Raw genomic sequence first — 23,519 nt, 5'->3', positions numbered from 1 at the left:
CCGGTGTTACCTGCGATGGCGCGTTGTTGCCGAAGATCTTGCCCAATGCGCCGCCCGCTACCGAGCCGAGCAAGCCGCCACCAGCGCCGCCCAGCAGGCTGTTGAGCATGCCGGCGCGCTGGTCGGGATTGCTCTGGCCGAACAACTGGCTGACCATCTGGGGGAAGGGCGGGGTCTGGTCCGAGCGCAGGGCGCTGGCGATGCCCTGGGCGATGCTGGCGCGGGGCGCGTTCTGCGCCACCTGGTCGAAGTCGTCGGCAGCCTTGTCATTGTTGGCGCCGGCGCCGGCGCCGCCGACATATTGCTGTAGTAAATTACCCAAATCGAAAGCCATGTCATCTCCTACGTGATGTGATACCTGTGAAGGTTCAGGGTAGATGGTTGGTATCGCGGGCTCTGTTCGATGGCGAACCCAGGCGCGGTATCGAGGGGCAATCGGCTGCCGCATTTGCCCAGTAGACATTTGCGGGGCGGGAGCGGTAAGCTGGCGCCATGCCCTACCTGCCGCTTGTCCTCTTTCTCGCCGTCTACCTGTTCGCCAGCATGGCCTGGGACATGTCCCAGCTGGTCGGTGTCGCCTACCTGACGACCAGCCTGACCTGCTTCGTCGCCTACGCGATCGACAAGTCGGCGGCGCGTACGCAGTCCTGGCGCACGCCGGAAAGCACCTTGCTGATCCTGGGCCTGGTCGGCGGCTGGCCCGGCGCGCTGCTGGCCCAGCAGTGGTTGCGCCACAAGACCAGCAAGCAATCGTTCCAGCGCAAGTTCCAGCTGACGGTGGCGCTGAACCTGGGCGCTTTCGTTTGGCTGGCCTGGCGCCTCGGCGTGCCGGCCTGATCGTCGACAGGAGGCGCGCATGTGGCCCCGTATCTGGCCTCGCATCTGGCCTTACCCCCGTGTCCTGGCCCACCGCGGCGGCGGCACCCTGGCGCCCGAGAACACGTACGCCGGCCTGCGCTGCGGCATGCAGGCGGGCTTTCGGGCGATCGAGTTCGACGTCATGCTGGCGCGCGACGGCGTCCCGGTGGTGATGCACGACCCCGCCCTGGGCCGCACGGTGAAGGGCAGCGGCAGCGTGTTCGAGCACGATGCCGGCGATCTCGCGGCGATGGATGCCGGCGCCTGGTTCGCCCCGGCGTTCGCCGGTGAGCCGGTGCCGCTGTTCACCGAGTTCGCGCGCCTGTGCAAGGAGCAGGGCGTGTGGATGAATATCGAGATCAAGCCGGCGCCCGGGTTCGAAGCGGAAACCGGCGCGGCCGTGGCGGCGCTTGCCGCCGAGCTGTTCGCCGCCGAACTCGCGGCCGCAGACATGGCCCGGGTCCCGCTGCTGTCCTCGTTCAGCGACGCGGCGCTGGCCAGCGCGCGCCTGGCCGCGCCGCAGCTTCCGCGCGCCTGCCTGATCAGCGCGCTGGGGCCGGATTGGGAGCTGCGCGCGCGGGCGCTGGACGCGGTTGCCATCCATACCAATCACCAGCACCTGGGGCCGGAGATGGCGCGCGCGGTGAAGGACGGCGGTTTCGGCCTGTTCTGCTATACCGTCAACGATCCCGGTCGTGCGCGCACCTTGCTGGACTGGGGCGTGGACGCGTTCTGCACCGACCGCATCGACCTGATCGGGCCCGACTTCGCCTGAGAGACTTTCGGCTGAGCAATATATTTCGCGGGCGGCCTCAAGAATGGTCGCCCGGGAGACGTTAAGTACTGACGATCTCTCTGAAGCAGCAAACATGGCACTCTCGACCACCATCATCCCGTTCTCCCCGCACGCCGCAGGCGTCCAGGCCGCCGTCAGCCAATGGCTCGACCGCGTCGGCAAGTCGGTGCAGGCCGGCGCGCGCCGGCGCGAGTCCGATCCGACCGGCGAGGCCCGTGCGCGCATCCTGCAGGGAGCGGCCATGACGATGCTGGCGCCGGTCGAGCCGAGGACGCGCGCGATCTCGCCCCTGCTGCGCTGAATCCACTGTTGCTGGCAAGTTGTCAATATCAGTCGGACCGATATTGACGGCGGCGGCTAGGCTATAATCGTTCCTTTATATGGCACGCTGCCTCATTCCGCCCTCCAACAGACATGAAATCCTCAGACATTCGCGAAAAGTTCCTGAAGTTCTTTGAATCCAAAGGCCATTCCATCGTGCGTTCCAGCCCGCTGGTGCCTGGCAATGACCCGACCATGCTGTTGACCAATAGCGGGATGGTGCAGTTCAAGGATGTGTTCCTGGGCCTGGATACCCGCCCGTATTCGCGCGCGACCTCGGTCCAGCGCTGCGTGCGCGCCGGCGGCAAGCACAACGACCTGGAAAACGTCGGCTACACCGCGCGTCACCACACCTTCTTTGAAATGCTGGGCAACTTCAGCTTCGGCGACTATTTCAAGCGCGATGCGATCCAGTATGCCTGGGAACTGCTGACGAAGGTCTATGGCCTGCCGGCCGAGAAGCTGACCGTCACCGTGTATTTCGAGGACGACGAAGCCTACGACATCTGGGCCAACGAGATCGGCGTACCGAAAGAGCGCATCATCCGCATCGGCGACAACAAGGGGGCGCGCTACGCCTCGGACAACTTCTGGCAGATGGCCGACACCGGCCCATGCGGCCCGTGCACCGAGATCTTCTATGACCACGGCGCCGACATCTGGGGCGGTCCTCCGGGCTCGCCCGAAGAAGACGGCGACCGCTTCATCGAGATCTGGAACCTGGTGTTCATGCAGTTCAACCGCGACGAAGCGGGCAATATGACCCCGCTGCCGAAGCCCTCGATCGACACCGGCATGGGCATGGAGCGCCTGGCCGCCGTGCTGCAGCACGTGCACAGCAACTATGAGATCGACCTGTTCCAGAACCTGATCCGCGCCGCCGCGCGCGAGACCGGCATCGAGGACCTGGGCAACAACTCGCTGAAGGTCATCGCCGACCACATCCGCTCGGCCTCGTTCATGATCGTCGACGGCATCATCCCGAGCAGCGAAGGCCACGGCTACGTCCTGCGCCGCATCATCCGCCGCGCGCTGCGCCACGGCCACAAGCTGGGCCAGACCAAGCCGTTCTTCTACAAGCTGGTGGCCGACCTCGACCTCGAGATGGGCGAAGCCTATCCGGAGCTGCGCAATGTGAAAGACCGCGTGGCGTCGGTGCTGAAGGCCGAGGAAGAGCGTTTCGGCGAGACCCTGGAAAACGGCATGAAGATCCTGGAAGCCCAGCTGGCCAAGGATCCGAAGAACCTCGATGGCGCCACCGCCTTCACCCTGTACGACACCTATGGCTTCCCGCTCGACCTGACCGCCGACATCTGCCGCGAGCGCAATGTGACGCTCGACGAGGCGGGCTTCGCCGCCGCCATGGAACAGCAGAAGAAGACCGCGCGCGCCGCCGGCAAGTTCAAGATGGCCGCCAACGTCGAGTACGCGGGCGAGAAGACCAAGTTCGTCGGCTACGATTCGCTGGCCCACAACACCCACGTGCTGGCGCTGTACGCCGACGGCGTGAAAGTGGACGAGCTGAAGGCCGGCCAGGCCGGCATCGTCGTGCTCGACACCACCCCGTTCTATGCCGAATCGGGCGGCCAGGTCGGCGACCAGGGCCTGATCGGTAAGCTCGACGGCGCCGCCGGCGCGCGCTTCGAAGTCGAGGACACGCTCAAGATCCAGGCCGACGTGTTCGGCCACCACGGCGTGCTGCGCGAGGGTTCGCTGAAGGTCGGCGACACCGTCGACGCGCAAGTGGACACCGTCAAGCGTGGCCGCACCATCCGCAACCACTCGGCCACCCACCTGATGCACAAGGCCTTGCGCGAAGTGCTGGGCAGCCATGTGCAGCAGAAGGGCTCGCTGGTCGATCCGGACAAGACGCGCTTCGACTTCAGCCACCCGCAAGCCTTGAGCGCCGACGAGATCGCGCAAGTGGAAGCCATCGTCAACCGCGAGATCCTGGAGAATCACCCGACCCAGTCGCACCACATGTCCTTCGACGACGCCGTCAAGCACGGCGCGATGGCGCTGTTCGGCGAGAAGTATGGCGACACCGTGCGCGTGCTGGACATCGGCACCTCGAAAGAGCTGTGCGGCGGCGTCCACGTGACCCGCACCGGCGACATCGGCCTGTTCAAGATCGTGTCGGAAGGCGGCGTCGCCGCCGGCATCCGCCGCGTGGAGGCGGTGACGGGCGAGGGCGCCCTGGCCCTGGTGCAGTCGATCAACCGCAAGCTGGTCGAAGCGGCCGGCGCGCTCAAGACCAGCCCGGACGAGCTGACCGCCCGCATCGCCCAGGTGCAGGACCAGGTCAAGACGCTGGAGAAGGAAGTCGCCGCGCTGAAATCGAAGCTGGCGGCCGGCCAGGGCGACGAGCTGCTGGGCAAGGCAGTCGACGTCAACGGCATCAAGGTGCTGGCGGCAACGATGGAAGGCGCCGACGTCGCCACCCTGCGCGAAGCCATGGACAAGCTGAAGGACAAGCTGCAAACGGCCGCCATCGTGCTGGCCAGCGTGGCGGACGGCAAGGTCAGCCTGATCGCCGGCGTGACCAAGGATGCGACCGGTAAAGTCAAGGCCGGCGAACTGGTGAACTTCGTCGCCCAGCAGGTAGGCGGCAAGGGCGGCGGCCGTCCTGATATGGCGCAAGCAGGCGGCACCGATCCGTCAGGGCTGCCGGCGGCGCTGGCCGGCGTGGCTGGCTGGGTCGGCGAACGCGCCTAAGGTCCGGCGCAGTTGGTCGGATGAATCACGCCACCTCCGGGTGGCGTTTTTCTTGCGCCGTCCGCAACCAGAGCGCAGGTGGTAACACTTTGTTTTCATGGTCATTCGGACTATTGCACGCCCCAATTCGGACCGCATCTAAGGGGCGTGATGCACCGCTGCAGTGCCGATTCGTGAGCATCCAGTACACACTCAATGTCTTCCGGTCAAGGATTTCACATTGCGGTTGCAATCTTGCAACAATGTGTGACTATTTTGGTGCGGTGCGTCATACTCCCCGAATTGGAGTAGTATGCGACTGAAGTTGGACCACTTAATCAAAGCAGGTAATGCGATGAGCGATATCACTTTTGAAACCGACACCGACACCATGGAATTCCAGAGAGACCTGGATGCGCGCGGACTGAACTGTCCGCTGCCCATCCTCAAAGCCAAGAAGGCGCTCGCCGAGATGGAAACCGGCCAGGTGCTGCGCATCGTTGCCACCGACACCGGCTCCGTGCGCGACTTCCAGGCCTTCGCCAAGCAAACTGGCAATGCGTTGCTGGCACATACCCACGAGAATGGCGAGTTCACCTTCCTGATGCGCCGCAAATAATGCGACAGGCTGCAGTCCATGCTGCAGCCGCGTGCGGACCCTGAGACGGGGCCTCCAGCCCCGTCCGCTCCCCCTGTAATAAGCGAGATAGGCCGATTAGGCGTTTTCTTCTAACTAAAAATCGCACGATCGTGCTTTAATTTGGTCCGGAGCGTCGATTTCTCATATAATCTATGCCACTTATTTCGATCCATCCCATTTTTAAAGGCACCCTATGAAAGTCCTGGTACCCGTCAAACGCGTGGTCGACTACAACGTCAAGGTTCGCGTCAAGTCCGACAATAGCGGCGTCGATGTCGCGAACGTCAAGATGTCGATGAACCCGTTCGACGAGATTGCACTGGAAGAGGCAACCCGCCTGAAAGAGGGCGGCAAGGTCACCGAGGTGGTGGCGGTCTCGGTGGGCGTGGCCCAGTGCCAGGAAACCCTGCGTACCGGCATGGCGATCGGCGCCGACCGCGGCATCCTGGTGGAAACCGCCGGCGACACCGAGCCGCTGGCCGTGGCCAAGATCGTCAAGGCGCTGGCCGACAAGGAACAGCCGCAGCTGATCATCCTGGGCAAGCAGGCGATCGACGACGATTCGAACCAGACCGGCCAGATGCTGGCTGCGCTGCTGGGCTGGCCGCAAGCCACCTTCGCCTCGAAAGTCGTGCTGGAAGACGGCAAGGTCACCGTGACCCGCGAAGTCGACGGCGGCCTGGAAACCGTGGCCCTGACCCTGCCTGCGATCATCACCACCGACCTGCGCCTGAACGAGCCGCGCTACGTGACGCTGCCGAACATCATGAAGGCGAAGAAGAAGCCGCTCGAGACCGTCAAGCCAGAGGATTTGGGCGTCGACGTCGCGCCGCGCCTGAAGACCCTGAAGGTCGTCGAGCCGGCCAAGCGCTCGGCCGGCGTCAAGGTGCCGGACGTGGCGACCCTGGTGCAGAAGCTGCGCACCGAAGCCAAAGTCATCTAAGCCAGCCCTCGCACATAATTCATAGGAATCAACATGGTCGCATTAGTCATTGCTGAACACGACAACGGCTCCCTGAAGGGCGCTACCCACCACACCGTGACCGCGGCCGCCCAGTGCGGCGGCGATGTCCATATCCTGGTCGCCGGTTCGAACTGCGGCGCCGCCGCCGAAGCCGCAGCAGGGATCGCCGGCGTGTCGAAAGTGCTGGTCGCCGACGCGCCGCACTTCGCCGACGGCCTGGCCGAGAACGTGGCCGAGCAGATCCTGGCCCAGGCTGCCTCCGGCGAGTACTCGCACATCCTGGCCCCGGCCACCGCCTACGGCAAGAACATCCTGCCGCGCGTGGCCGCCAAGCTGGACGTGGCGCAGATCTCCGAGATCACCAAGGTCGATTCGCCCGACACCTTCGAGCGTCCGATCTACGCCGGCAACGCGATCGCCACCGTGCAGTCGAGCGACAAGGTCAAGGTCATCACCGTGCGCGGCACCGCCTTCGATTCGGCAGCCGGCGGCGGTTCGGCCGCCATCGAGAACGTGACTGCCGTCGCCGATTCCGGCACCTCGACCTTCGTGGGCCGCGAGCTGGCCAAATCGGACCGTCCCGAGCTGACCGCCGCCAAGGTGATCGTCTCGGGAGGCCGCGGCATCGGCTCGGCCGACAACTTCAAGATCCTGGAGCCGCTGGCCGACAAGCTGGGCGCCGCCATGGGCGCCTCGCGCGCCGCGGTCGACGCCGGCTTCGTGCCGAACGACTGGCAGGTGGGCCAGACGGGCAAGATCGTCGCCCCGACCCTGTACATCGCCGTGGGCATCTCGGGTGCGATCCAGCATCTGGCCGGCATGAAGGACTCGAAGACCATCGTCGCCATCAACAAGGATCCGGAAGCGCCGATCTTCTCGGTCGCCGACTACGGCCTCGTGGGCGACCTGTTCGAGGTCGTGCCGGAGCTGGTCAAGGAACTGGGCTGACCGGCTGGCGCGCTCATCGAGACGCGCGCCGCAGGCACCCGCACACGCCGTTCCCGCCCGCGCAGGAACGGCGTTTTTTTTGCATGAGAGACCATCAGGAGACAACAGGTGAGCTATAACGCCCCGCTGAAAGACATGCAGTTCGTCCTCAATGAACTGGCCAACCTCGCCGAGGTCAATGCGCTGCCCGGCTGCGAGGACGCGACGCCCGACACCGTGGAAGCGGTGCTGGAAGAAAACGCGAAATTCTGCAGCGAAGTGATCGCTCCGCTGAACCATGCCGGCGACAAGGAGCCGAGCTACTGGAAGGATGGCAGTGTCACGACGACGAAGGGCTTCAAGGAAGCCTTCCGCGCCTATGCCGATGCCGGCTGGCAGGGCGTGCAGCACCCGCAAGAGTTCGGCGGCCAGGGCTTGCCCAAGCTGGTGGCCACGCCGTGCATGGAAATGCTGCATGGCGCGAACCTGGCATTCGCGCTGGTCGCGCTGCTGTCCGACGGCGCCATCGAGGCGCTGCTCACCGCCGGCTCCGATGCGCAGAAAGCGCGCTTCCTCGAGCCGCTGGTCTCGGGCCAGTGGACCGGCACCATGAATCTCACCGAGCCGCAGGCCGGCTCCGACCTGGCCGCTGTGCGCACCCGCGCCGAGCCGCAGGGCGACGGCACGTATAAGATTTTCGGCACCAAAATCTACATCACCTATGGCGATCACGACATGACCGAGAACATCGTCCACCTGGTGCTGGCGAGGACGCCGGATGCGCCGCCGGGCGTGAAGGGCATCTCGCTGTTCATCGTGCCGAAATTCCTGATCAACGACGATGGTTCGCTGGGGGCGCGCAACGACGTGCACTGCGTGTCGATCGAGCACAAGCTGGGCATCAAGGCCAGCCCGACCGCCGTGCTGCAGTTCGGCGACGGCGGCGGCGCGATCGGTACCCTGGTGGGCGAAGAGAACCGCGGCCTGGAATACATGTTCATCATGATGAACGCGGCCCGCTTCGGCGTCGGCATGCAGGGCGTCGGCCTGGCCGAACACGCCTACCAGCAGGCGGTGGCGTTCGCGAAGGACCGCATCCAGTCGCGCGACGTGGCCGGCTCGAGCGGCCCGGTGGCCATTATCAACCATCCTGACGTGCGCCGCATGCTGATGTCGATGCGCGCGCAGACCGAGGCGGCGCGTGCGCTGGCCTATGTCGGCGCCGGCATCTCGGACCTGGCGCATCACCATCCGGATGAGGCAACCCGCAAGGCCAATCTGGCCGTGTACGAATACCTGGTCCCGGTCATCAAGGGCTGGTCGACCGAGATGAGCGAAAACGTCGCGCGCGACGGCGTGCAGGTGCACGGCGGCATGGGTTTTATTGAAGAAACCGGCGCGGCCCAGCATTACCGCGACGCCAAGATCCTCACCATCTACGAGGGTACGACGGCGATCCAGGCCAACGATCTGGTCGGCCGCAAGACGGTGCGCGATGGCGGTGCGGTGGCCAAGGCGCTGATCGCGCAGATCCGCGCGGTCGAGGCGCAATTGGGTGAGGTGCAGGGACAAGACAGCGCCGCCATCGCGCGCAGCCTGGGCGAAGGCGCCAGCGCGCTGGAACAGGTGGTCGATTACGTGGTCGCCAACGTCAAACCGGACGTGCGCGCCGTGTTCGCCGGCAGCGTGACTTACCTGAAGCTGGCCGGCATCGTGCTGGGCGGGTGGCAGATGGCGCGCGCGGCATTGGTGGCGCAGGGCAAGCTCGACGCGGGCGAGGGCGATGCCGCCTTCTACCGCGCCAAGATCGCTACCGCGCGCTTCTATGCCGACCACATCCTGTCGCAGGCGCCCGGCCTGCGTCATGCGATCGTGGAAGGCGCCGCCGGCGTGCTGGCGCTCGAGGTCGACCAGTTCTAACCGTAGGCCCCGCCCGTCAACAGCAGGTCGAACAGCCGCGCCATCGTCCCGATCAGGACGATGGCGCCGGCCAGCATCGTGATCACCAGCAGCACCGGCAAGGTCCAGTTCGATTGCGATTGCCGGCCGCTGCCGGCGTTGTGTTTCGCATCCCATTTCTCGTCCGGCGTGAGGCCGATCGCCAGCGCCTCGATGAAGCCGGCGATGAATGACACCAGCAGCGGCAGGATCACGTAGAAGGGGTGCGGCTTGACCGCGCCATACAGGATGCCGGTGATGGGGAGCGCGCACAGGTGCAGCAGCCCGAGCCGGTCGGCGCCGCCCTTCAGGTAGAAGCGGTGGACGCCAAGCCCGCCCAGCAGCAGGGCGAGCAGGGTGGCGACGGTCTTGTTCTTGTGCGTAGCGGCCATGTCATGTTGTTCATTAGTTCGGGACAGCAAGAGTATGGTCGAGATTTGCAGGAATGGCACGTTTCACGCGACAAGCTGCGGATTTGGGCGGCTGGCCGGTGGCGGTGAGGTGAAAAATCAGCGATAATGGTTGATTGTGCTGGGACGACAGTTGGTGAAGTCGGCCCTGTTGTCATTAACGCTTGCTGCTGTTCGGTGTCGCGCGCTATAATCGTCGACTTTCTCCGTCCAGAACAACTTTTTCGGAAATATTATGGTCGTTATTCGTTTGGCTCGTGGTGGCGCTAAAAAGCGTCCGTTCTTCAACATCGTTGCAACCGATTCGCGCAACCGTCGCGATGGTCGTTTCATCGAGCGCATCGGCTTCTACAACCCGATGGCTTCGGGCGCCGAAGTTGGCCTGCGTATCGCTGCTGACCGTCTGGCTCACTGGCAAGGCGTTGGCGCACAACTGTCGCCAACCGTCGCTCGTCTGGTCGCCCAGAACAAGCCAGCTGCTTGATTTAAGCAAGCAAGGTTGGTGTGAACGATTCAGCAGTAGCGAGCGGGGTGCAAGTCCCCGGTGACCTGACCCCGGTCGGTTATGTTTCCGGTGCGTATGGCATTGTGGGCGGCATCCGTGTCTCCCCGCATTCGCCCGAGGCCGATGCGCTGCTGAGCGTGAAAACCTGGTGGCTCGACAAGCCGACCCTGCACGCCGTCACGGTACGGAGTGCAAAGCTGCACGGTGGCGATGTTGTCGCCACCCTGGTCGGCATGCGTGACCGCGATGCGGCCGAGGCGCTCAAGGGCGCAACGGTGCAGGTCGCGCGCAGCGAGTTTCCAGCGCTCGAAGAGGGCGAGTATTACTGGTCCGACCTGATCGGCCTGGATGTGGTCAACCTGCAGGGCGAAGCCCTGGGCAAGGTGACCGACATGATGCACAACGGCGCGCAATCGATTTTGCGCATCACTCCGGTCGCTGATCCAGCGTCCGAAGGCAAGGCGCAAGAGCGCCTCGTGCCGTTCGTGGACCAGTTCGTCAAGACCGTCAGCCTCGAGCAAAAACTGATTACCCTGGATTGGGGTCTCGATTTTTGAGCCCGTTCCTGAGAGGAGCAAGTCGCGATGCAGTTTGACGTCGTCAGCTTGTTCCCTGAAATGTTCGCCGCATTGACGCAGTCGGGAGTGACCCGGCGCGCCTTCGAGCAGCAGCGCTGGGGCCTGCAGATCTGGAATCCACGCGATTTCACGCAGGACCGCCACCGCACCGTGGACGATCGCCCTTACGGCGGCGGCCCCGGCATGGTGATGATGGCCAGGCCGCTCGAAGCGACGATCAATGCAGCGAAGCAAAGACAAATCGGGCTCGGCCTGCCAAGTCCGCGCGTGGTGTTCATGTCGCCGCAAGGCAAGCCATTGACCCACGAACGCGCGATGGCGCTCAAGGACGAGCCGGGTCTGGTGATCCTGTGCGGCCGCTACGAAGCGGTGGACCAGCGCCTGCTGGACCGCTGCGTCGACGAAGAGATTTCTCTCGGCGACTTCGTGCTGTCGGGCGGTGAATTGCCGGCCATGGCCTTGATGGATGCGGTGGTGCGCCTGATTCCCGGCGTGCTGGGCGACGATGCCTCGGCGGTCGAAGACAGCTTCGTCAACGGCCTGCTCGATTCGCCGCATTACACACGGCCGGAAGTGTATGAAGACATGCCGGTGCCGCCGGTCCTGATGGGCGGCAACCACGCCGAGATCGTCAAGTGGCGCCGCCAGCGCATGCTGGAAGCGACCGCGACGAAGCGGCCCGATCTGCTGGAGAAGGCGCGCGCCGCCGGCCAGCTGAGCAAGAAAGACGAACAGTTTCTGGCAGGGTTGGTCGAACCTGCAAGTTAAAGAATATGTGCCGGCATTAAAGGCGCATGCAACGGCGGACGCGTTGTCCGTCGTTCAACCCCATCCTCTACTGGGCGAAGGTAGTGCCAGCAAGATGGTTTTTGGAGTCATAAAAAATGAACCTGATTCAACAACTCGAGCAAGAAGAAATCGCGCGCCTCGGCCGTGAGATCCCTGATTTCGCACCTGGCGACACCGTTGTCGTCAGCGTCAACGTCGTCGAAGGCAACCGCAAGCGCGCCCAGGCATACGAAGGCGTCGTGATTTCGCGTCGTAACCGTGGCCTGAACTCGAACTTCATCGTTCGCAAGATCTCGTCCGGCGAAGGCGTCGAGCGTACGTTCCAGCTGTACTCGCCGCTGATCGCTTCGATCGAAGTGAAGCGTCGTGGTGACGTCCGTCGTGCAAAGCTGTACTACCTGCGCGAGCGTTCGGGCAAGTCGGCACGTATCAAAGAAAAACTGCCACAGCGTCGCGTCAAGACCGTCGCTGCTGCCGAGTAATCGTACTCGTGCTCAGAAAAAGGCATCCGCAAGGATGCCTTTTTCTATTCCGGGCGGAGTATTGCAAAGGATTCAGTTTGGCCAAATTCGTTTTCGATCCGACCCAGTTGCCGGTTGCCAGCCTGGCCGGCGAGGCGCCGGTGGCGCCCGAGCGCCTGATCCCGGCCGCGCTGCGCGCACGCTTTGCGCAAACCCTGCCGTGGGAAGAGGAAGCGTCGGACGAGGGCCGCGGCATGACGGGCGCCACCTTGCGCCGCGCATCCGTGCTGGTGCCGCTGGTGGCGCGTCCCAAGGGTGTCACCGTGCTGCTGACCTTGCGCACCGACCATTTGTCCAGCCATGCCGGCCAGATCAGTTTCCCCGGCGGCCGGGCCGAAGAGCTCGATTCGTCCCCGATCGAGACGGCGCTGCGCGAAACGGAAGAAGAAGTCGGCCTGCACCGCCGCCATATCGAGATCATCGGCGTGCTGCCCGATTACACCACCGTCAGCGCCTATCGCGTGACGCCGGTGGTGGCCCTGGTCCAGCCGCCATTCGAGCTGCAGCCCGATCCGGGCGAAGTGGCCGAAGCGTTCGAAGTGCCCCTCAGCTTCCTGATGGACGGCTTGAACCACCAGCGCCGGGTATTCGAATTGCCGCAAGGGGCGGGCCGGCGCGCCTTTTATACGATGCCCTACGAGCAATATTTCATTTGGGGCGCGACCGCCGCCATGCTGCGCAACCTTTTTCACTTCCTGCGCGCGTAACGCTTTATTTCAGGTCTGGATTTGATTCTGGCAGGCTTCTCCGCTATCGTAACGGGGCAGTCGTATTGCCATAACAAAAAAGGGTTCCTGAATGACATTCTTTTCCATCCTGTGCGCACTGCTCATCGAGCAACTGAAACCGCTGCGCGCCGATAACCAGGTATATGGCGGCGTCAAGTCGCTCGCCATGCGTATCGAGACCTGGTTCAATGCTGGCGAGCAGAAGAATGGGCGCATGGGCTGGATCCTGATGATGACCGCGCTGATGCTGCCGACCTGGCTCGTCTACTGGTTCTTCATGCATTACAACCTGGTCTTCTTGGCATTTGCCTGGAATGTCCTGATCGTCTACCTGACCCTCGGTTTCCGTCACTACAGCCATTACTTCACCTCGATCCAGTTCGCGCTCAATGCGGGAGATGACGCCAGGGCGCGGTCCCTGCTGGCCGAATGGACGAGGCTGGACACCGTCGGGATGGATAGCACCGAGATCACCCGCATCGCGGTCGAGAAGGCCTTGATCACGACCCATCGCAACGTGTTCGGCGTGTTCTTCTGGTTCCTGATGCCGCTGGGGCCGGCGGGCGCCGTGATGTACCGCGTGTCCGAATACCTGTCGCGCGCCTGGAACGAGCCCGACCATATGCGCAACGAAGCCTTCGGCCAGTTCGCCGCCAGGGCTTTCTACTGGATCGACTGGGTGCCGGTGCGCCTGACGGCGGTGGCCTTTGCCGTGGTCGGCAACTTCGAGGACGCCATTTATGCCTGGCGCAACTTCGCCAACCGCTGGGCCGACGAGGCGCGCGGCATCATCCTGTCGGCCGGCGGCGGTGCGATGGGTGTGCGCCTCGGCACGCCGAACGAAAATGCGCCACAATTGCTACCGGCGGACGCCGCCACGGTGGACTTGAGCGAGAGCGATGTGGACGTGATGCCGGGCGAGGAGCCGAACGTCCGCGCCCTGCAGAGCACGGTCGGACTGGTGTGGCGCGCCCTCATCCTGTGGATGATCCTGCTGCTGCTGACCTCGAGCGTGGCCTGGCTGCGCTGAGTGTGGCGCGCCGGGTCTCGTCCTCAAGTCTTCTATAAGATATAATACTGCCTGAACTCAGTGTCCTCGTTCAACGAACCGTCAGTTCAGGACACTGGCAACGCTGTATTGCACTGAGCCGCATTTGCTCTCACCCACGCAGTATTTTCTGTCTGAGCCCGTAGGACTATGACCGACCAAGCGCCATCCAAGGATGATGAACTCTCTGGCGAGTTTTTCATCCTGGGCATCACGAATAAAGGCAAGACGTTCCGCCCGAGCGACTGGGCCGAGCGGCTGTGCGGCGTCATGGCCTGCTACTGCCCCGGCTCCGGCGGCCCCAATGCCCACCTGAAGTTCTCGCCCTACGTCTACCCGACCGTGGTCAACGGCACCAAGGCCGTCGTGGTCAATCGCAGCCTGCAGAAGATCGAGCCGATGGCTTACCATTTCGTCTGCAGCTTCGCCAAGGACAACGATATGCAGGTGGTCGACGCCTGTTTCGTGCCCTTGCCTGGCGAAAAGAAACCAGGCGCCGCCTGAACGTTCCTGCAAGCTTGCCGCTACTGGCGCTTTGATCGAAATCAAAGCGCCAGTTTTGTTTCGGCCTAGCCTCACACGGATCGGAGCCGGGGAGGGGCGATCATGCGCATCGGCGATATTTGCACCAGCGACACCATCTGCTGCACCCGCGACGAGACGGTCCAGGGCGCCGCCATGCTGATGCGGCGCCACCACGTCGGCGACCTGGTCGTGGTCGACACCGGCGGCGGCGGCAACGTTCCCCTCGGCATCCTGACCGACCGCGACATCGTGCTGGCCGTCATCGCGCCCGGCCTCGATCCGGCCAGCCTGCTGGCCGGCGACATCATGAGCGACGACCTGCTCACCGCCAGCATATCCGACGACGTCTACGAGACCATCGAGCACATGCGCCTGCGCGGCATCCGCCGGGTGCCGGTCGTGGATGGTCAGGGCAATCTGAGCGGCATCGTCAGCGCCGACGACCTCCTCGAGTTCCTGGCCGAAGAGATCAGCGAGCTGTCGCGCATCGGCTCCTGGCAGCAATCGCACGAGCGCCGCGTGCGCCAATAGCTGCCTGCCGGCAAGTCCTGTCGACTGGATGGGCGTATAGGTCACCGGAAACACGCCCGTCTGCTACCATCGTGGAGCAGGCGGGACGGCTGGCGTCCCGCCGAGTAGACGGGACACCATGGATTCGAGATTTCAGTTGCGCGGGATGGCCGCGCATGTAGCAGCGGGCTGCCTGGCCCTGGTCATGATCGCGCCGGCCACCGCCGCCGCCCCTGTAACCCCCAGCGCCGGCAAGTCCACCGCCGGCGCGGCGCTTCCCAAGGGCGTGACCCTCGGCCCATCGGTCGAAGGCATCACCGAATACCGCCTGGCGAATGGCTTGAAAGTGCTGTTGTTCCCGGACGCCTCGCGTCCGACCGTGACCGTGAACGTCACCTACCTGGTCGGTTCGCGCCACGAGAACTACGGCGAGACCGGCATGGCCCACCTGCTCGAGCACCTGTTGTTCAAGGGCGCGAAGAACAACCGCGACATCACCAAACAGTTCTCCGAGCGCGGCATGCAGTTCAACGGCACCACCTCGCTCGACCGCACCAACTACTATGAGGTGTTCCAGGCGTCGACGGAAAACCTGGACTGGGCCTTGCAGATGGAGGCCGACCGCATGGTCAATTCCTTCGTCTCCGCCAAGGATCTCGCTTCCGAAATGACCGTGGTGCGCAACGAGTACGAAGCCGGCGAGAACGAACCCGGCAACGTGCTGTTCAAGCGCATGCAGAGCGTCGCCTACGACTGGCACAGCTATGGCCGCTCGACCATCGGCAACCGCAGCGACATCGAGAACGTGCGCATCGAGAACCTGCAGAATTTCTATCGCACCTACTACCAGCCCGACAATGCGGTGCTGCTGGTGGCCGGCCAGTTCGACCAGCGCACGACCCTGGCCAAGATCAACCGCCTGTTCGGCGCGATCCCGAAACCGAAGCGCACCTTGCCTGCCTTCTGGACGGTGGAGCCGACCCAGGACGGCGAGCGCAGCTTCGCCGTGCGGCGCCAGGGCGATATGCAGTTCGTGGCGGTCGGCTACAAGATCCCGTCCGACCTGCATCCCGAGGCCGAGGCGCTCGGCTTCGCTTCCGAAATCATGGGCGACGCGCCGAACGGCCGCCTGCACAAGCTGCTGGTCGAGACCGGCAAGGCCAGCCAGGTGTTCAGCTTCGGCCAGACCGGCTATGCGCCGGGGCTGCAATTCTTCGGCGCCGTGGTCAAGCTGGGCGAGCCGATCGAGCCGGTGCGCGAGGCGCTGATCGGGGCGGTCGAGGAACTCGCCACCAAGCCGCCGACCGCCGAGGAACTGGAACGGGTGCGCCGCTCCTGGCTGAACACGATCGAGCGCAGCCTGAACAATCCGCAGGCGGTGGGCGTGGCCCTGTCCGAACCGATCGCCCTGGGCGACTGGCGCATGTACTTCGTGAGCCGCGAGCGCGTGCAGAAGATGACGGCCGAACAGGTGGCCGCCAGCGCCGGGCGTTATTACCTGCGCAGCAACCGCACGGTCGGCACCTTCATCCCGGAAGAAGCGTCGAAGCGCGCCGAGCTGCCGCCGGCGCCCACGGTGGCGGAGGCGATGAAGGACTTCAAGCCGGCCGTCTCGAACCTGGTGTCGGAGAATTTCGAGCCGAGCCAGCAAAACATCATGAAGCGCACCACCTTGACCACGGCCGGCGGCGTCAAGCTGGCCCTGCTGCCGAAGAAGAACCGCGGCGAGACCGTGACGGTCGACCTGCGCCAGCACTTCGGCGACGAGAAAAGCCTGTTCGGCAAGGGCACGACCCAGGCCCTGACGAACTTGATGCTGATGCGCGGCACGACCCGCTATACCCGCGCCGAACTGGCCGACGCCTTCGACAAGCTCAAGATCGCCGGCAGTCCGACCCATTTCCAGACCACGCGCGCCAACCTGGCGCAGGCGCTCGAGCTGGTGGCCCATGTGCTCAGGGAGCCGGCTTTCCCCGAATCCGAATTCGAGCAATTGCGCCAGCAACTGCTGGTCGGCATTGAAGCGGGCCGCAACGAGCCGCAAAGCGCGGCCGTGCGCGCGCTCAGCCAGCACTTCAACCGCTATCCGCGCGGCGATATTCGCTACTCGCCGAGCCTGGAAGAGCAGCTTGCAGAAGCCAGGGCGGCGCGCCTCGAAGACGTCAAGGCCTTCCACCGCCAGTTCTACGGCGCCGATCCGGCCGAGATGGCCATCGTGGGCGACTTCGATCCGCAGGAAATCACGCCGCTGGTCAATACCCTGTTCGGCGCCTGGCGCGCGCCCCAGCCGCATGCGCCGGTGCTGGTCGCGCATGCCGAGGTGGCGCCGGTGACGCGCACGCTGAACACCCCGGACAAGGAAAACGGCTTCTATATCGCGCGCCTGAACCTGGACCTGAACGTCGACGATGCGGACTATCCGGCCCTGCTGCTCGCCAACTACATCTTCGGCGACGGCGGCCTCAAGTCGCGCCTGATGGACCGCATCCGCCAGCAGGATGGCCTGTCGTATGGCGGTGGCTCGGACGTGTCGCCGGGCACCCTGGACCGCGCCGGCAGCTTCACGATCAATGCGATCGCGGCGCCGCAGAACCTGGCCAAGCTCGATGCGGCGGTGCGCGCCGAGCTGGCGCGTGCGCTCAAGGATGGTTTCACGGCCGAGGAACTGGCCGGCGCCAAGTCGGGCCTGATGCAGCAGCGCCTGCAATCGCGCGCGAACGACGGCGCGCTCGCCTCGGGCTGGACCTCGTTCCTGTACCGCGGCAAGACCTTCGAGGCCTCGGCGGAGCTCGAGCGCAAGCTGCAGGCGGTCACCTTGCCTCAGCTGAATGCCGCATTTCGCAAGGCGATCGATCCGGCTGAGCTATCGGTATTCATGGCAGGCGACAAAATCAAGGCAAGCGGTCCGGCGACACCCGTAGTTACTATGCCGTAACTACAACAGTTTCCTGACAAAAACTCTCTGGATTGTGACAATGCACGAAGCCATGCGTTAAAATGTTTCTTTTCGGAAGCAAAAGTTTCATCCAGGGAGCATCATGAAGGCCATCAGCAAGCAGCAGCCGGCAGGCGGTTTGTCGTTCACCGGCAAGGTCGTTTTGGTCACCGGGGCCGCCAGTGGAATCGGTCGCGCCATCGCCCTGGCGTTCGGCCGTGCCGGCGCCAGCGTGGTCGTGGCCGACGTCTCGATCGACGGTGGGCACGCCACGGCGGCGATGATCGTCGAAAACGGCGGCAAGGCGCTGTTCGTGCAAAGTAATGTCACCCGCGCCGGGGACGTCGAAGCCCTGGTCGACAAGACCATCAATTACTATGGCCGGCTCGACTTCGCGATCAACAATGCCGCGGTCGAGGAAGAGCGCCAGCCACTGGCCGACGCCGACGACGAGCAGTTCGACCGCATCATGAACGTCAACGTCAAGGGCGTCTGGCTGTGCATGAAATACCAGCTGCGCCAGATGCTCAAGCAGGGTCATGGCGCGATCGTCAATATGGCCGGCATCGCCGGCCTGGTCGGCAGCCCGAACCACGCGATCTATGGCGCCAGCAAGCATGCGGTGGTCGGCCTGACCAAGAGCGCCGCCGCCGAGTACGCGCGCGAAGGCATCCGCGTCAACGTGCTGTGCCCGGCCGCGGTCAAGACGCCGATGCTGGCGCGCGCCTTCGAGCGCGATCCGGGCATCGAGAAGAAGCTCAAGGCGGCGCATCCGATGGGGCGTTTCGCCGAGGCGGGCGAGGTGGCGCAGGCCGCCCTGTGGTTGTGTTCGGACATGGCGTCCTACATTAACGGCCACGAAATGGTGGTCGATGGCGGCTTTACCGCTGTGTGAGAATTTTATGCCTGTCGGAAATTCTTACACTCCCGCCGGGCAGTTGGCGCTTCAAAAAACTAAGTCCTTGTTTTAACTCATTTAGTTCTCATTGGCATGAGTTATGCTTATTGGTTGCCAGTCGCCGTATGCAACCAATGCATTTCTACCCCAGTGAGATCAACTTGAAAAAGACTTTCGCCGCTCTGGCCCTTGCCGCCGCCCTGTTCCCCATCGCTGGCGCCCAGGCCGCCGTGATCAGCTTCAATAACAGTATTGGCGCCACCGAAACGGATTGGTCCGAGGCGCTGCGTTTCAACAAGTTCGACACGAAGCTGGGCACCCTTAATTCGATCAAGTTCGACCTGAGTGGCGTGGTCAGCGGCGCCGGCTTCGCCGAAAACCGGGGCAGCAGTGCGACCAAGGTCACCCTGACCTTGGGTTCGACCATCGAGCTGACCCGCCCGGATGGCACCACGCTGGTCGTGGCCAACCCGGTATTCGACCAGATTTACAGTCTCGGACGCTATGACCGTGTTCTCGATTTCGCCGGCACCTCGGGTATCCACACCGGTGAAGTCCAGGCAAGCCGTGCCGAGTCGTTCCTGAGCAGCAGCGCCAGCGATTTCGCCCTGTTCTCGGGCAAAGGTTTCATCGAACTCGGGCTGAGCGCGCTGGGCACCTCGTTCGCAAAGGGACCTGGCAATGTGACGACCGGATTCGACACCTTCGCATCGGGCGCGGTGCAGGTCTCGTATGACTACACCCCGTTTGCCGAAGTCCCGGAGCCGGCCACCCTGGCGACGCTGCTTGCAGGACTCGGCCTGATCGGCGCTGTGCGTCGCCGCCGCTCGGGCAAGCAGGCGTAATTCAGGTACGCCGCCGGCGCGACGCCGGCAATGGAAAAACCGTCATTGCCGCCTTGCTCGGCATGACGGTTTTTTCATGGGCGCCAACTTCAGTTGTGGATGTACCTGGCGAATACGTCGCTGAAATCGCGCCTGGTGTGCGTATCGAGCATGGCCGTGTTCAGCGCTTCCAGCAATTCGCCGTACTGGCTGACCAGGCTGCCGGCGCCGGGGGCGATATTGAGCTTGTGGACCGAGGCGGTGGCGTCCAGCGTGCGCAGCGCATTGTCGCGGCATAGCGCGTCGCGGCGTTGCTGCTTGCCGATCGTGATCAGGGCTTTATAGATGTCCTTCAGTTGCTCGATGAAGGATTTCTTGACGTCGATCGAGAACTTCGTGTCGTCGATATTGAACTTGAGCTCGATGTCCATGTCCAATGTGCCGGCTGTTTCGATGCTGACATTGGTGATCAGGGTCGACGCATATTCGTAGCGCTTGATCGAACGCTTCGAGGACACGGCCGAATCGCCGTCGACATGGATCAGCGCGAGGTTGGTGAAGCAGTACTCGTCCTTCTTGCTCTTGATGAGGAAGAAGATCTGCTCACCGTCCTCGTTGAACAGGTAGTCGTCCGCATCGACCTTGCTGTAGTCCGCCGGTCCGACGATGACGCCGATATCGCTCAGCCCCAGTGCTTCCGCCGCCATTCTCTTGAACATGGTTGTCCTCGCGTGGTGAAAGCTGCCAGATTACCATCACTTACTTCAGGCGGCGTTCAATTCGGCCACGAAATCATAGGTATCGCCGCGAAAATACGAGCGGCAAAACTCCACCGCGCGCCCGTCACGCAAAAAGCCGAGCCGTTCCACGCACAGGCCGGCATCGCCCTCGCGCGCATCCAGCAGGCGCGCCTGTTCGGCGCCCAGCAGCAGGGCCGACAGGCGCTGCAGCGCGCGCACCGGACGGTTGCCGGTCGCCGCGAGCGCCTCGTACATCGAGTCGCCCACGGCGTCGAGCGAAGGCAGGGCGAAGGCGGCGATGGTCGCGTATTCCAGGCACATCGGCGCATCGTCGGCATAGCGCAGGCGGTTGAAGCGGTACACCGGCGTGCCCGGCGAGAGCCGCAGGCGCAATGCTTCCTCGGGCGTGACCAGGCCTTCCGAACGCTTGAGCCAGCTGCTTTTCGGCACCCGTCCACGGGCGCGCATGTCTTCCGAGAACGAACTCAGCTTGGCGAAATTCTTTTCGATCCGCGTGTTGAGAAAATTGCCGGAGCCGGCGCGCCGCACCAGCAGGCCGTCGTCGACCAGGCTGTCGATCGCCTTGCGCACCGTGATGCGCGAGATGCCCAGCTCCAGCGCCAGCTGGCGCTCGGCGGGCAGGGCGCCCGAGGGGCCGTAGACACCGTTGTCGATCGCCTGGCGCAGCGCGCGCTGCAGTTGCTGGTAGAGCGGCAGCTTGCCGGCGCCGGCGGCGAGGCTGGCCTTGGCGAAGTCGTGCATCAGCTGGACGAGGGGATTCATGCGTTTTGCGTGGTCAACGGACCGGAAATGATACCGCAGGCCGGGCAGGCGGTCATTTCGGACGCGGATTCTTCAAGGGCTGGCTGACCACGGCGACCCGGCCGGCGCGCACCTCGCGCACGGCGGTGGCCACCGCGCGCGCCACGTTGCGCGTCTCTTCCTGCACCGCGGTGTCCTTGTCGAAGGTCTCGTGGCTGTCGGCATACGACTCGTAATAGCCGATGTAGCGGTCGAGCTGGCCGAAGCTGCCCGAGTTGATCAAGCCCATCCATTCGAGCCAGTCCGACAGCGAGCGCCGCGTGCCCTCGATGCCGGCCACGTCGCCGTGCACCAGCAGCCCGAACGCGCGGCCGGCCAGGTGTTTCGGATAATTCCAGCCGTCGCGCTCGATCTGCTTGGCCTGTTCGGCGTCCTTGCCATGGGTCGACGTCGGGTCGGGATTGCCGCCATCGGCGCATACCAGGCGGTCGATCATCAGTTTCAGTACCGCCGGGGCCTGGTACCAGTAGACCGGGGTGATGATGATGACGCCATGGGCCAGCACCCAGCGTTCGTAGATCTCGTTCATCCAGTCGCCCACCTGGCGTTCGGCATGGTTCGGGTAGCAGCTGCACGGCCAGTGGCACAGCGGCATCGCCGTCGACACGCAGCCCTTGCAGGGGTGGATGTGACGGTCGTAGTCGGAATTGAGCAGGGAGAGGTCGAGCACGTCGGCTTCGAAGCCCTGGTCTTCCAGCACATCCTTGGCCAGCTGGGTCATGCGCCAGCTCTTCGAGATTTCGCCGGGACAGGTGCCGTCGTTGCGGGCCGAGGCGTTGATCAGGAGGACGCGGTTGCGCGAGCCGGGATCCTTCTGATGCCGCTCGGCGCCGAGCAGGCGGTCGCGCGCTTCCTTCCACTCGACCGACAGGTCGTAGCCGGGATCGACGAAATCGGGGCCGGCCTTGACCGTGTGCGGGGCCTTGCGGCCGTCCTGATAGGCATCCCAGGCCACGTCCTCGATCGCCGCCAGTTCGCGGTCGAGCGCTTCGTAGCCAGGGTCCTGGAAGGCCCTGCGAAAGCGCAGGTGGAATTCGTTGCGTCCCAGCTTGGCGGGCGCCTGGCCCTTGCGTACCGTCGTCATGTCGCCTCCGATGCAAATAAGGCAATTATCGAGCGATGAGCGGCGCGCTAATGTACGGCCCCGCACGTTCCAGGAGCAAAACCGGGCGGCAGCGGCGGGACAGCATGACCCGCCATGAAAAAAGCGGGCCGGGCGGCAAGCCCGGCCCGCTTTCGCGGGTCCGTCGTCAGACGAAGGATTATTTCTGGTTCAGGTGAACGATCCAGTATTTCGCCAGGTCGCCGGCGCCGCCGCCGCCCTTGACGGTCTGGAAGGTCTGGATGGCTTCGGCTTTCTTGCCGGCCAGCGCCTGCGCCATGCCCAGGCGCAGCTTGGCTTCTTCAGGGTTCTTCAGGCCGCCCTTGGCGATGCCTTGCTGGATGAAGCCGACACCCTTGTCGCCCTGGTCCATGGTGGCGTAGGCCCAGCCCAGGTTGACCAGGCCGGCGCCGGTCTTGGCCTTGGCGGCCGAGGCTTCGCCGGCGGCGATGTTCTTGGCATCGTCGGCCGCGCCCTTGGTCGCCTTGTCGCGCAGGGCGGCGTGGGCCTTGGCGTTAGAGCCCTGGCCCAGCACGCCGGCGGCGTAGCCTGCGTCCATGGCCTTCTTGGCTTCGCTCGGGAAGCCGTCGCGCAGCGCCAGTTCGGCCAGGTCGACGTATTCTTCCGGCGCCATCTTCTTGACGGTGGCCGCTTCGAGGCGGTACACGTTGATCATATTGGTCTGCGCATCGAAGCCAGACTTACGCGCCACGCCGCGGTTCAGGACGTCGGTCCAGAAGTCGTCGTTCGGGTAGTGGGCGACCAGTTTTTCCAGCGCGGTCAGGTAGCCCGCGTCGTCCTTGACCTTGTTGGCCGACGAGGCCAGCAGGCGCAGGTCTTCCTCGCTCGGCTTCTGGCCGGCTTTCTCGGTCGCTTCGATCGCCGGCAGCAGGGCCGCCTTGGCGTTGGCGAAGTCGCCGCCCAGATAATAGGCGCGGATCAGGGAAGGCGCGACTTTTTCAGGGGTCGAGCTTTCCTTCTGATAGCGCTTGAACCACTCGATCGCCTTGGTGTAGTCCTTGGCGTTGTAGTGCATATTGCCCAGGGCCAGGATGAAGTCGGCCTGTTCCTGGCCTTGCAGGCGGCCGGAATTGATCACGGCTTCGAGCGCCGGCATGGCGATCTCGTTATTGTTGGTCGCCGAACCCAGCGACAGCTTCATGCGGTTGACGACGTAGTCTTCGTACGGGGTGCGGTTCGGGAAGGCTTCGGCCTGCTGCACGCGGTTCTGCACTTCGGCGTAATTCTTTGCGTCCATCAGCGGCTTGATCGCGGCCGGGTCGAGCAGCTTGAACAGCTCTGGGCGGACGGTGTCCTTCGGCGCTTCGGCGGCAGGCTTCTCTTGCGCGTGGACGGCGGTGGTCAGGGCCGGGGCCGAGAGGCCGACGGCGGCCAGCATCAGGCAGAGGCGGGCAAGACGGAGTTGGGACATTGTGTATCCTTCTA

General features: G+C 64.1%; 24 protein-coding genes. 19 read left to right on the top strand and 5 right to left on the bottom strand.

The genetic code is table 11. The annotated features are described in order from the left end of the window. The first annotated feature begins 492 nt into the window (after positions 1–492). From DIR46_RS06475 to DIR46_RS06440, 8 genes are all read left to right on the top strand, one after another. A complete protein-coding gene (locus DIR46_RS06475; protein ID WP_109344500.1) occupies positions 493–837 on the top strand; it encodes a DUF1294 domain-containing protein in 345 nt (114 codons plus the stop codon). Between the two features lie 43 nt (positions 838–880). Further along, positions 881–1,633, top strand: a complete 753-nt coding sequence (gene ugpQ / locus DIR46_RS06470) for a glycerophosphodiester phosphodiesterase (protein ID WP_109347928.1) — start codon at positions 881–883, stop codon at positions 1,631–1,633. Positions 1,634–1,727: 94 nt separating this feature from the next. Further along, positions 1,728–1,955 (top strand): hypothetical protein, encoded by a 228-nt coding sequence (locus tag DIR46_RS06465; RefSeq protein WP_109344499.1) that lies wholly within the window; start codon positions 1,728–1,730, stop codon positions 1,953–1,955. A gap of 113 nt (positions 1,956–2,068) precedes the next feature. After that, complete coding sequence (gene alaS / locus DIR46_RS06460) at positions 2,069–4,690, top strand: alanine--tRNA ligase (protein ID WP_109344498.1); 2,622 nt, start codon at positions 2,069–2,071, stop codon at positions 4,688–4,690. Between the two features lie 370 nt (positions 4,691–5,060). Next, a complete protein-coding gene (locus DIR46_RS06455) occupies positions 5,061–5,288 on the top strand; it encodes a sulfurtransferase TusA family protein (protein WP_040777452.1) in 228 nt (75 codons plus the stop codon). Between the two features lie 214 nt (positions 5,289–5,502). Continuing rightward, positions 5,503–6,252 carry an electron transfer flavoprotein subunit beta/FixA family protein gene (locus DIR46_RS06450; protein ID WP_005668874.1) on the top strand — a complete coding sequence of 250 codons (750 nt, stop codon included), beginning with the start codon at positions 5,503–5,505 and terminating at the stop codon, positions 6,250–6,252. A gap of 33 nt (positions 6,253–6,285) precedes the next feature. After that, positions 6,286–7,221, top strand: a complete 936-nt coding sequence (locus DIR46_RS06445) for an electron transfer flavoprotein subunit alpha/FixB family protein (RefSeq protein ID WP_109344497.1) — start codon at positions 6,286–6,288, stop codon at positions 7,219–7,221. A gap of 108 nt (positions 7,222–7,329) precedes the next feature. After that, positions 7,330–9,120: an acyl-CoA dehydrogenase gene (locus DIR46_RS06440; protein WP_109344496.1), complete on the top strand. Its 1,791-nt coding sequence runs from the start codon at positions 7,330–7,332 to the stop codon at positions 9,118–9,120. On the opposite strand, the gene DIR46_RS06435 is transcribed toward DIR46_RS06440, so the two are convergent. Further along, positions 9,117–9,530: an NINE protein gene (locus DIR46_RS06435; RefSeq protein ID WP_109344495.1), complete on the bottom strand. Its 414-nt coding sequence runs from the start codon at positions 9,528–9,530 to the stop codon at positions 9,117–9,119. The genes DIR46_RS06440 and DIR46_RS06435 overlap by 4 nt on opposite strands. A 253-nt stretch (positions 9,531–9,783) precedes the next feature. Here DIR46_RS06435 and rpsP point away from each other — a divergent pair, with 253 nt between their 5' ends. The 11 genes from rpsP to DIR46_RS06380 all read left to right on the top strand — a co-directional run bounded on the left by rpsP (position 9,784) and on the right by DIR46_RS06380 (position 19,430). Continuing rightward, positions 9,784–10,032 (top strand): 30S ribosomal protein S16, encoded by a 249-nt coding sequence (gene rpsP, locus DIR46_RS06430; RefSeq protein WP_005668882.1) that lies wholly within the window; start codon positions 9,784–9,786, stop codon positions 10,030–10,032. 47 nt (positions 10,033–10,079) lie between these two features. After that, a complete protein-coding gene (gene rimM, locus DIR46_RS06425; protein WP_205289144.1) occupies positions 10,080–10,610 on the top strand; it encodes a ribosome maturation factor RimM in 531 nt (176 codons plus the stop codon). Positions 10,611–10,637: 27 nt separating this feature from the next. Then, entirely contained in the window at positions 10,638–11,399 is a 762-nt protein-coding gene (trmD, locus tag DIR46_RS06420) for a tRNA (guanosine(37)-N1)-methyltransferase TrmD (RefSeq protein WP_109344493.1), read from the top strand. 116 nt (positions 11,400–11,515) lie between these two features. Next, positions 11,516–11,902 carry a 50S ribosomal protein L19 gene (gene rplS / locus DIR46_RS06415; RefSeq protein ID WP_109344492.1) on the top strand — a complete coding sequence of 129 codons (387 nt, stop codon included), beginning with the start codon at positions 11,516–11,518 and terminating at the stop codon, positions 11,900–11,902. Between the two features lie 77 nt (positions 11,903–11,979). Continuing rightward, on the top strand, positions 11,980–12,648 hold the full coding sequence (locus tag DIR46_RS06410; protein ID WP_109344491.1) for a CoA pyrophosphatase: 669 nt from the start codon (positions 11,980–11,982) through the stop codon (positions 12,646–12,648). 91 nt (positions 12,649–12,739) lie between these two features. Next, positions 12,740–13,699, top strand: coding sequence for a CobD/CbiB family protein (locus DIR46_RS06405; protein ID WP_109344490.1), 960 nt, complete (start codon positions 12,740–12,742; stop codon positions 13,697–13,699). A gap of 168 nt (positions 13,700–13,867) precedes the next feature. Further along, the gene (locus DIR46_RS06400) at positions 13,868–14,221 is read left to right on the top strand and encodes a DUF3579 domain-containing protein (protein ID WP_109344489.1); all 354 of its coding nucleotides are present in this window, start codon (positions 13,868–13,870) and stop codon (positions 14,219–14,221) included. A 102-nt stretch (positions 14,222–14,323) separates the two neighbouring features. Next, on the top strand, positions 14,324–14,773 hold the full coding sequence (locus DIR46_RS06395; RefSeq protein ID WP_109344488.1) for a CBS domain-containing protein: 450 nt from the start codon (positions 14,324–14,326) through the stop codon (positions 14,771–14,773). A gap of 118 nt (positions 14,774–14,891) precedes the next feature. Next, on the top strand, positions 14,892–17,687 hold the full coding sequence (locus tag DIR46_RS06390) for a M16 family metallopeptidase (protein WP_229446519.1): 2,796 nt from the start codon (positions 14,892–14,894) through the stop codon (positions 17,685–17,687). A gap of 103 nt (positions 17,688–17,790) precedes the next feature. Next, complete coding sequence (locus DIR46_RS06385) at positions 17,791–18,582, top strand: SDR family oxidoreductase (RefSeq protein ID WP_109344486.1); 792 nt, start codon at positions 17,791–17,793, stop codon at positions 18,580–18,582. 164 nt (positions 18,583–18,746) lie between these two features. Continuing rightward, complete coding sequence (locus tag DIR46_RS06380; protein ID WP_162819444.1) at positions 18,747–19,430, top strand: choice-of-anchor E domain-containing protein; 684 nt, start codon at positions 18,747–18,749, stop codon at positions 19,428–19,430. 89 nt (positions 19,431–19,519) lie between these two features. On the opposite strand, the gene DIR46_RS06375 is transcribed toward DIR46_RS06380, so the two are convergent. From DIR46_RS06375 to DIR46_RS06360, 4 genes are all read right to left on the bottom strand, one after another. Continuing rightward, entirely contained in the window at positions 19,520–20,128 is a 609-nt protein-coding gene (locus DIR46_RS06375) for a PH domain-containing protein (protein ID WP_109344485.1), read from the bottom strand. A gap of 45 nt (positions 20,129–20,173) precedes the next feature. Then, complete coding sequence (locus tag DIR46_RS06370; RefSeq protein WP_109344484.1) at positions 20,174–20,932, bottom strand: GntR family transcriptional regulator; 759 nt, start codon at positions 20,930–20,932, stop codon at positions 20,174–20,176. Positions 20,933–20,984: 52 nt separating this feature from the next. Then, complete coding sequence (locus tag DIR46_RS06365; protein WP_109344483.1) at positions 20,985–22,055, bottom strand: flavodoxin family protein; 1,071 nt, start codon at positions 22,053–22,055, stop codon at positions 20,985–20,987. Positions 22,056–22,233: 178 nt separating this feature from the next. Further along, positions 22,234–23,505 carry a tetratricopeptide repeat protein gene (locus tag DIR46_RS06360; protein ID WP_109344482.1) on the bottom strand — a complete coding sequence of 424 codons (1,272 nt, stop codon included), beginning with the start codon at positions 23,503–23,505 and terminating at the stop codon, positions 22,234–22,236. Positions 23,506–23,519: the final 14 nt, after the last annotated feature.

The sequence above is a fragment of the Massilia oculi genome, from assembly GCF_003143515.1.
Classification (GTDB): domain Bacteria; phylum Pseudomonadota; class Gammaproteobacteria; order Burkholderiales; family Burkholderiaceae_D; genus Telluria; species Telluria oculi.
The sequence above is the reverse complement of the archived record's forward strand: the minus strand, read 5'-3'. Positions and strand labels throughout refer to the sequence as shown.